Annotated in this window: 8 protein-coding genes (1 of these 8 running past the window's edge); 1 reads left to right on the top strand and 7 read right to left on the bottom strand. The window is 67.8% G+C overall.

Annotated elements, in window-relative coordinates:
• On the top strand, positions 1 to 207 hold the 3' end of the coding sequence (locus AB2M62_RS00480) for a lipopolysaccharide biosynthesis protein (protein WP_404336875.1). The gene continues 1266 nt to the left of window position 1, outside the view; the window shows 207 of its 1473 coding nt (coding positions 1267–1473); its start codon lies beyond the left edge, outside the window; its stop codon occupies positions 205 to 207.
• On the opposite strand, the gene AB2M62_RS00475 is transcribed toward AB2M62_RS00480, so the two are convergent.
• From AB2M62_RS00475 to hisS, 7 genes are all read right to left on the bottom strand, one after another.
• Complete coding sequence (locus AB2M62_RS00475) at positions 204 to 632, bottom strand: CBS domain-containing protein (RefSeq protein ID WP_404336873.1); 429 nt, start codon at positions 630 to 632, stop codon at positions 204 to 206. The genes AB2M62_RS00480 and AB2M62_RS00475 overlap by 4 nt on opposite strands.
• Before the next feature lie 79 nt (positions 633 to 711).
• Positions 712 to 2268 carry a DUF4139 domain-containing protein gene (locus AB2M62_RS00470; protein WP_404336871.1) on the bottom strand — a complete coding sequence of 519 codons (1557 nt, stop codon included), beginning with the start codon at positions 2266 to 2268 and terminating at the stop codon, positions 712 to 714.
• 4 nt (positions 2269 to 2272) lie between these two features.
• Positions 2273 to 3700 carry a DUF4139 domain-containing protein gene (locus AB2M62_RS00465; RefSeq protein WP_404336869.1) on the bottom strand — a complete coding sequence of 476 codons (1428 nt, stop codon included), beginning with the start codon at positions 3698 to 3700 and terminating at the stop codon, positions 2273 to 2275.
• Positions 3701 to 3757: 57 nt separating this feature from the next.
• A complete protein-coding gene (locus tag AB2M62_RS00460) occupies positions 3758 to 4642 on the bottom strand; it encodes a DUF4167 domain-containing protein (protein WP_404336867.1) in 885 nt (294 codons plus the stop codon).
• A 261-nt stretch (positions 4643 to 4903) separates the two neighbouring features.
• On the bottom strand, positions 4904 to 5710 hold the full coding sequence (gene prmC, locus AB2M62_RS00455) for a peptide chain release factor N(5)-glutamine methyltransferase (RefSeq protein ID WP_404336865.1): 807 nt from the start codon (positions 5708 to 5710) through the stop codon (positions 4904 to 4906).
• A complete protein-coding gene (gene prfA / locus AB2M62_RS00450) occupies positions 5710 to 6783 on the bottom strand; it encodes a peptide chain release factor 1 (RefSeq protein ID WP_404336863.1) in 1074 nt (357 codons plus the stop codon). The genes prmC and prfA overlap by 1 nt, the downstream gene beginning before the upstream one ends.
• Positions 6780 to 8015, bottom strand: a complete 1236-nt coding sequence (gene hisS, locus AB2M62_RS00445) for a histidine--tRNA ligase (RefSeq protein ID WP_404336861.1) — start codon at positions 8013 to 8015, stop codon at positions 6780 to 6782. The genes prfA and hisS overlap by 4 nt, the downstream gene beginning before the upstream one ends.
• Between the last annotated feature and the right edge of the window lie 42 nt (positions 8016 to 8057).

The raw sequence follows: 8057 nt of genomic DNA, 5'->3' as shown, positions 1-8057 counted from the left end.
CTGGGCGGAGCGATTGCGCCGCCGCTGCTCGCCGGCGGGGCGATGGGCCTAGTGGTCAGCCTGGCCGACGGGGCGCTTCCTGTAATGGCGCCGGTGGCTCGGCTCGCGCTGCTCGTGCCGTTGGGTGCGGCCGTCTATGGCTGCTGGCTGTTGCTGTTCGCCCGCGCCACGCTGACCAGCGTGATCGCGACGCTGCGCCGGCGCTAGACGGCCTGGATATAGGCGCGCATCGCCTCGGCTTCGGATTCTATGCGTTCGATCCTGTACTTCACCAGGTCGCCGATCGAGACGAAACCGATGCAGCGGCCGTCCTCCAATACCGGCAAATGGCGGATTCTGCGGCGCGTCATCAGCGCGAGCGCGGCGAGCACTGATTCATCGGGGCTGACGGTGATTGCCGGGGCGGTCATCACGTCCGACACGCGCCGATCGAGCGCTGCGGCGCCCTCCCGCTCCAGGCCATAGACAACGTCGCGTTCGGAGAAGATGCCGACGACAGTGCCGCCATCGGTCACGGGGACCGCGCCGATCCGGCGACTGGCCAACAGTGCCACGGCTTCGGCGACCTTGCTGGTGCCGTCCACCGACACCACCTCATGTCCCTTGCCCCCCAGGATTGCCGCGATGGTCATCGCTCGTCTCCGCTTTCGGGTTCAGGCGATTGTTTCTCCCACAATTCGCGACCAATTGCAAAGTCGCGCATCGGTGCAACTAACGCTCGAGCTTGAGCGCGAAGTCGAGGCTGGCTTCGCCGTTGGCCGGCACGGTGACCCGCCAGGTCTTGCGCCCCTTGCGCTCGACCAGCTTGGCGCTCGACGACGCCATTGCATAGGGAATCGTCAGCTCGAAGGTCTCGGGCGTAGCGCGCGCATTGGTGACGCGCGCGGTGAACGGCTGGCGCTTTCCGGAGACCGGCCGGGCGACCAGCGTATAGCGCACATCGCTGGCCGCGCCGGTCTCGAACTCGACTTCGTCGCCGATCGCGCGATCCTCCAGGCTGGTCTCGCCGACCAGCAGCGATTGGCCATGCGCCTCCTCAAACACCGCGACGCCACCCGCCGGAAGCGCGAGTCCCAGCCCCTTGGCCTTACGATTTTCCATGCGCAGCGTGCGCGTCGCTGCTTCGCTGCGCGGCCCGTTGCCGGATTCGAAGCCGTACGCCTCGAACGTGCCGGTATAGATCCGCTCGAAGGTCACCCCGTGCTGATCGATCATCGCCACCTGCTTGCGGCTCTGGGCGGCGACAGTCACCGGCTCGGGAACGCGATAGAGCTTAAGATCGCCAAGATCTTCGGGCGCGACGACCATCATCGCCGGCGCACGAGCGAGGGCATCCCGACTGCCCGTCACCACGATGTCTTCGGCCATCGCCATCGGCGCGGGCGCAAACACTGGTTCGGCGACGGGCATAGGCGGCGCGGTTCCCCAGCGCGGATGCGTGCTGGTATTGTCCATCGGCCAGCATTGCAGGTGCAGTTCGGGCTGCGGCCCGTGCGGAAGCGGCGCGGACCGCTCCTTGTTCGGCGCGCCGGCGACCGCGGCGGTGCGCGCGGCATCGAAGCCCTGGCTGCCGGCATTGACGACAGTGAGCCAGGCGAACAGATCGAGCGTGTCGCCCGCTTCGGACACGCGCGCGACATAATGCGCGGACCAGTCGAAGCCCTGGGCAAGATAAGAAAGCTGGACCGTCACCGTTGCGGCGGTTTCCGTGTCGGTGACCACCGACAGGGTCGGCTTTGCCGAGAGGTCGTCGGGCACCTTGGCGTAGCGCAGCCCTTCGGGCAGTCCCGAACAGCCGAGCGCCTCGACCCCCTCGGCCGTGGTCAGCAACACGCCGCCCTGCGGCCCGGCCTGGATGATCGTCTCTCCCTCGGTCACCTTGCCGGTGGCGCGATTGGTGCGGCGGATCATGACCCGGCGCTTAAGATAGGCATCGATCAGCGACGAAGGCGAAAGCAGATGCGCGTCGCGGTTCTTTTCGTTCACCTGGCGCGGCAGCCCGGTGACGATCGCGGTCTCGGGCATCATCCCTTCGGAAACACCGACGAAGCGGATCACCGACCGACCGGCGGGGACTCGGAGCGTCCGCGTCTCGGTGATCAGCGCATAGCCGCCGGGCCAATTGGCGTTCATCGCCCCGCGCGCGCGGGTGCCGTCGCGATAGACCGTCACGGCGATCGCTTCGGGACGCTCCGATTCGACCAGGGTCTGCGCCGCGGCGGGCACCGCGGCGATCATCGATAGCAGCAAGAGGGCGATGCGGCGCATCGGATCAGTAGCGCGTATCGAACACCACGGAGACCGATGCCTTGCCATTGGCGGGCACCGGCACCTTCCACTCCATGCGATCGGCCGAGACGCGCGTGCCCTCGATGCTCTGCTCGATCACGCGGACATCGCCCCACAGCCCGTTCTGGGCGAGATCGATCGTCACGGGCTCGGCCTTGGCATTCGTGAAATCATAGCGCATCGCGGTCCGCCAGCGCGTCGACGACAGCCGCTTGCGCTCGACCACCACCGCGGCACCCTTCACGTCGAAGGCATCGCCGGTGCGGATCGACATCGCCGATCCCATCGGCGCGGCATCGACGCGGCTTTCACCGATGAATTGCGGGTCGCCGCGCGCATCGCGCATATAGACGCGGATCGTGCCGGCGGGCAGCTGGTCACCGAGACCGCCGCTGCGCGAGGTCGAGAATTTGAGCACCGACGCGGCGCTGCGCGGATCGCCCTGCGTCTGAAGCCAGCCATTGCTCCAGTCATAGGCCTTGCGCGCCGGGGCGCCCTTCACGTCGAGGAAGCTGACCTGCTTTTGCTGGGCGTTGGCGATCGTCGTGCGTTCGGCGAGCGGATAGAGATAATAGTCTCCCAGCTTCTCGCGACCGCTCGTCTCGGTGCCGGCCTCGTCGATCGTCGACGCGCCGAGCTGGCCGAAGCCGCGATCGCCACCATTATTGGGATTGCCCGCGACGAGCAGCACATCCGCGTTGCGATAGCTGGTGCCGGTGCTGTTGGTCAGCGTCACCCAGCCCTGCACGTCGATCGCGCCCTTGGCCTCGTCGAACAGCATGACATAGTCGCTGGTCCAGCCGAGCCCGGGGGTGAGATAGGTGAGCTGCGCGGGAACACGCCCGCCGCGCGCGACCTGGAGCGTCACCGAAAGCGTCGGCCGGGCGCGCAGATTCTCGGGCACCTTGTCGAAGATCACGCGCACCGGCAGCCCATCGTCGCGGAGCACTTCGATGCGGTTGCCGATCTGCAGGACGATGCCGCCATTGGCGGCGAGCACCCGTGCCTGCTCGCGTACTTCGGCGCCGGTCGCGGGATTGGTGCGCACCAGCGTCACCGTCTTGCCGACGGCCTTTTCCATGAGCTTGTCGGGCGAGAGCAGGTCGTAATCGAAATTCTGCTCGACGATGCCGAGGCCGGGGCCCGACAGCGTCACCGTCTCGGAGCGGATCTGCGCCGAGACGTCGGGAAATTCCTGGCGCGTGCGGCCGGCGACGAGATCGAGCTGACGCACATCCTGCACCAGCGACTGGCCGTTCTGATAGATGGTGACCGCGACATCTCCCTGCGCGCTGCCCTGAAGCGCGGGATCGTCGGCCGGAGCGATCGGGGCAGTCTGGGCGTGAGCGGCAAGCGGCGCGGCCGCCGCGAGTAGAACCAACGCGCTCCGATGCACAACATCCTCCCCCATATCTGGAGGAGGATGTTAGCAGTTCAGTCGCGCGGGGCTAGCCCCTTGCGGACAGGATCAGGCTGCAGCCTCGGCATCGTCGCTCTTGGCGACGCGGCGACGGCGGGGCTTCTTGGGCGCCTCTTCGTCCGCAGGCGCCTCAGCCGAAGCCTCGATACCGAAAGCGGGCGGGAGAACCGCAGCGTCGATGCTTGCCGGCGCTTCGGCCTGGACCTCTTCACGGCGCGGGCGGCCGCGGCGGCGCGGCGCACGCTCTTCGCCGTTAGCTTCTGCGATCGGTGCCGCATCTACCGGCGCGGCATTGCCGTTTGCATAGGAGTCGCCGGCATCGTTGGCGGGGCCGTTGGCGGCGGCGCCATTGGCCGGGCGGCGATCGTCGCGGTCGCGATACTGGCGAGGTTCGCGCGGGGCGCGGGGCTCGCGATCCTCGCGCGGCTGGCGCTGGGGACGGTCTTCGCGGGCCTGACGTTCTTCGCGCTGCGGACGATCCTCGCGCTGCGGACGATCGTCGCGTGCCTGGCGCTCTTCGCGCGGCTGGCGGTCGTCGCGCTGCGGACGATCGTCGCGCATCTGACGGTCTTCGCGGGGCTCGTAGCTGCGCTGGCCGTCGGCCTCCATCTCGAAATCGTCTTCGTCGCCATCAAACTCGTTGCTCGGACGCGGCTGACGCTGGTTCGGATTCTGCTCTTCGAAGCGCGAGCGGGTTTCGCTCAGCACCCGGAAATAGTGATCGGCGAACTGGAGATAATATTCAGCATTCACCCGATCGCCCTGCATTTGCGCGTCACGGGCAAGATTCTTGTATTTTTCGAGCAGCTGCGCCGCATTGCCGCGCGCGCGATTGTCGATGCGGTTGCCATTGCCCTGGTTGGGGTTGCCACCCTGGCGCTGTTGACCGTTACGGCCACGACGGCGGCCGTTATTAGCCTGACGATTGTTCATCAAGGGTCTGTTGTCCTGTCTACTTAAGCCGTCCGTCGATCCATCTTCGGTCCCGGATGCACGTTACAATCGCGGCAGGCGCCGACGCATCGGCACTGTCGCTCGCCACGGCCGCCGGACTGCAGCAGCTCGCATGACATGGAGTTGGGCCGCAGCCCCTTTATTTCAACGACTTGGTTGAAAGTGCCTCGCCCCGGCGCTGTTATTAGCCCGTGCAGCACCAATCTCCAAGCACAAATATGGGGGTGTGCCCGTGCCGATTCAAGTGACTCGTACCGCCCTGGGGCGCCCCCCTAGATCCTTATAGACGGTTGGCGCGAGTCCCTGTGCGGTCACCAGCGCGGAAACCAATTCGGCCTGGGTCCAACCGATCTCGAGCAATGCGGCGCCGCCTGGCGCGAGCAGGCGCGGAAGCGCAGGAATGATGCGACGATAATCGTCCAGTCCTTGTGCACCTGCGAACAAAGCCGAGCCCGGCTCGTGATCGCGCACTTCGGGCGGAAGGTCCTCGTCGGTGGCGATATACGGCGGATTGGCGAGGATCAGATCGAATGGCGCGTCGAGCCCCTGCGCCCAATCGCCCTTCTGGAAGCGCGCGCGGCCGGCCAGACCGAGCGCATCGGCATTGCGCCGGGCATAATCGAGCGCGATGTCCGAGGCGTCGACGCCCAGGCCTTGCGCATCCGGCCATTCGGCGAGCGCGGCGAGCAACAGCGTGCCGGGCCCCGTGCCGAGATCGAGGATGCGGGCAGGCGCACGCTCGCGGAAATAGTCGATCGCCGCCTCGATCAGCGTCTCGCTGTCCGGGCGCGGGATCAGCACGCCGGGGCCGACCTGGAGATCGATCGTCCAGAAGGCGCGCGTGCCGGTGATATAGGCGATCGGTTCATGGCCGAGCCGGCGCTGAACCAGCGCGGCGAAGCCACGCGGCACCGGCGCGCCGAGATGGCGCAGCAGCAGCGCCTCGCGCGAGATACCCAATGCATGCGCCATCAGCAGCTCGGCATCGAGACGCGGGGTGTCGGAAACGCTGGCGAGCTGCCGGGCGGCCTCAGCCAGCGCCTGCATCACGAATCCAGCTGCGCCAGCCGGTCGGCCTCGTCCTGGGCGACCAGCGCGCCGATCAGCTCGTTCAATTCGCCCATCATGATTTCGGGCAGCCGATGGAGCGTCAGGTTGATCCGGTGATCGGTGACGCGGCCCTGCGGGAAATTATAGGTGCGGATCCGCTCCGAGCGATCGCCCGAGCCGACCATCGATCGCCGCGCGCCGGTGCGCTCGGCATCGAGCCGCTCGCGCTCGGCCTCGTAGAGGCGGGTGCGCAGCACCTTCATCGCCTTGGCCTTGTTCTTGAGCTGCGAGCGCTCGTCCTGCTGGATCACCACGGTGCCGGTGGGCAGATGCGTGATGCGGACCGCCGAATTGGTGGTGTTCACCCCCTGCCCGCCCGGGCCGGAGGCGCGATAGATGTCGATGCGCAGATCCTTCTCGTCGATCCGCAGATCGACTTCCTCGGCCTCGGGCAGCACCGCGACGGTGGCGGCGGAGGTGTGGATGCGGCCCTGCGCCTCGGTGGCCGGAACGCGCTGGACGCGATGGACGCCGCTCTCGAACTTCAATTTGGCAAAGACGCCGGCGCCGGTGACCGAGGCGACGACTTCCTTGTAGCCGCCGGCCTCCGAGCTGCTCGCCGAGATCAGCTCGACCCGCCAGCCCTGCCCCTCGGCATATTTCTGGTACATGCGGAACAGGTCGCCGGCGAACAATGCGGCTTCGTCGCCGCCGGTGCCGGCGCGGATCTCGAGCATCGCGGCGCGCTCGTCGGCGGCGTCGCGCGGCAGCAGCGCCAGCGCCAGCCGACGATTGGCCGCGGCGAGGGCCTCCTGGTTGGCGCGCAGTTCCTCCGACGCCATCGCGCGCAGCTCCTCGTCCGAATCCTGCGTCATGAACGCAAGCAATTCGGCCTCGGCGCGCAGCCGGCGCACCTCGCCCGCCGCCACTGCGACCGGCTCCAATTCGGCATATTCCTTCGACACCGCGACGAAGCGCTCGCCGGGCAGGTCGCCGGTCGCCATCTGCGCCTGCAACTCGTCGCGCCGCGCCTCGATCGCGGCGATGCGGTCGGCCGGGATCGAGATCACTGCCCGACGACCTCGCGCAGCCGCACTTCGTCGATGGCGTCGCCGCGCAAGGTCCGCAGACTGGTGACCGCCGCGCCGTCCCGAACGCCGAGCGACACCGTCGCGGCCGGCTGGAGCTTGAGCGCGCGGTCATAGCGCTTCTTGGGGCTGCCCGAGGCGAACAGCTCGGCCGAAATCCCATCGCGGCGCAGCGCCGAGAGGATCGCGATCGCCTTCAGCTCCTGCGCGGGATCCTCGGCGACCACGGCGACCTGGACGCGCTCCGCCACCGGCTCTTCGATCAGCATCGCCAGCCGCTCGACGCCCGCCGCCCAGCCGACGCCCGCGGTCTCGGGACCGCCAAGCGAGCCGATCAGCCCGTCATACCGCCCGCCGGCGAGCACGGTGCCCTGCGCGCCGAGGCGGTCGGTGACGAATTCGAACGCGGTGTGGCGATAGTAATCGAGCCCACGCACGAGGCGGCTGTTGCGCGTCCACCGCACGCCCGCCGCGTCGAGGCCGTCGGTCACCGCCTTGAAGAAGGCTGCCGCCTCCTGCGTCAGATACGCGTCGATATCGGGCGCGCTGTCGGCGATCGGGCGATCGCGCGGATCCTTCGAATCGAGGATGCGCATCGGGTTCTTGTCGAGCCGGGCGAGACTGTCTTCGGACAGCTCGCCGCGATGCGCCTCGAAATGCGCGACCAGCGCGGTGCGCCAGGCGTCGCGCGTCTCGGCGTCGCCCAGCGTGTTGAGCTGAAGCGTCACGCCCTCGGCGATGCCGAGTTCGTGGAGGAGCTGGTCGGCCAGGACGAGCAGCTCGACATCGGCGGCCGGCTCCGGCGCGCCGATGATCTCGGCGTCGATCTGGTGGAACTGGCGGAATCGGCCCTTTTGCGGGCGTTCGTAGCGGAACACCGGCCCCGCGGTGGCGAGCTTGAGGGGGACATATTGCTGCCAGCCCTCGGTGATGTAGGCGCGCGCGATCCCGGCAGTGAACTCCGGGCGCAGCGTAAGCGAATCGCCGCCGCGATCCTCGAACGTGTACATCTCCTTCGAGACGACATCGGAGGTCTCGCCCATCGATCGCGCGAACACGCCGGTCGCCTCGAACACGGGCAAGTCGACGCGCTGGAAGCAATAGAGCGCGCGGACGCGCTCGAACGCGCCGAGCACATGCGCGAAGCGCCGCTGCTCTTCGCCGAAAATGTCCTGGGTGCCCCGGATCCGCTTGGGGGTTTCGATACGTGCCATTGGGGGCGGGTATCTAAGGCGTTCGCCCAACTTGCGCCACTC

This window comes from Sphingomonas sp. MMS12-HWE2-04 (assembly GCF_044881185.1).
Classification (GTDB): domain Bacteria; phylum Pseudomonadota; class Alphaproteobacteria; order Sphingomonadales; family Sphingomonadaceae; genus Sphingomonas.
This window is presented reverse-complemented; position numbering and strand designations above follow the sequence as displayed.

Excerpts from the sequence above, each read along its gene's own strand:
- AB2M62_RS00460 (WP_404336867.1), bottom strand. The coding sequence starts at position 4,642 with ATGAACAATCGTCAGGCTAATAACGGCCGCCGTCGTGGCCGTAACGGT.
- AB2M62_RS00465 (WP_404336869.1), bottom strand. The coding sequence starts at position 3,700 with ATGGGGGAGGATGTTGTGCATCGGAGCGCGTTGGTTCTACTCGCGGCG.
- hisS (WP_404336861.1), bottom strand. The coding sequence starts at position 8,015 with ATGGCACGTATCGAAACCCCCAAGCGGATCCGGGGCACCCAGGACATT.
- AB2M62_RS00470 (WP_404336871.1), bottom strand. The coding sequence starts at position 2,268 with ATGCGCCGCATCGCCCTCTTGCTGCTATCGATGATCGCCGCGGTGCCC.
- AB2M62_RS00475 (WP_404336873.1), bottom strand. The coding sequence starts at position 632 with ATGACCATCGCGGCAATCCTGGGGGGCAAGGGACATGAGGTGGTGTCG.
- prmC (WP_404336865.1), bottom strand. The coding sequence starts at position 5,710 with ATGCAGGCGCTGGCTGAGGCCGCCCGGCAGCTCGCCAGCGTTTCCGAC.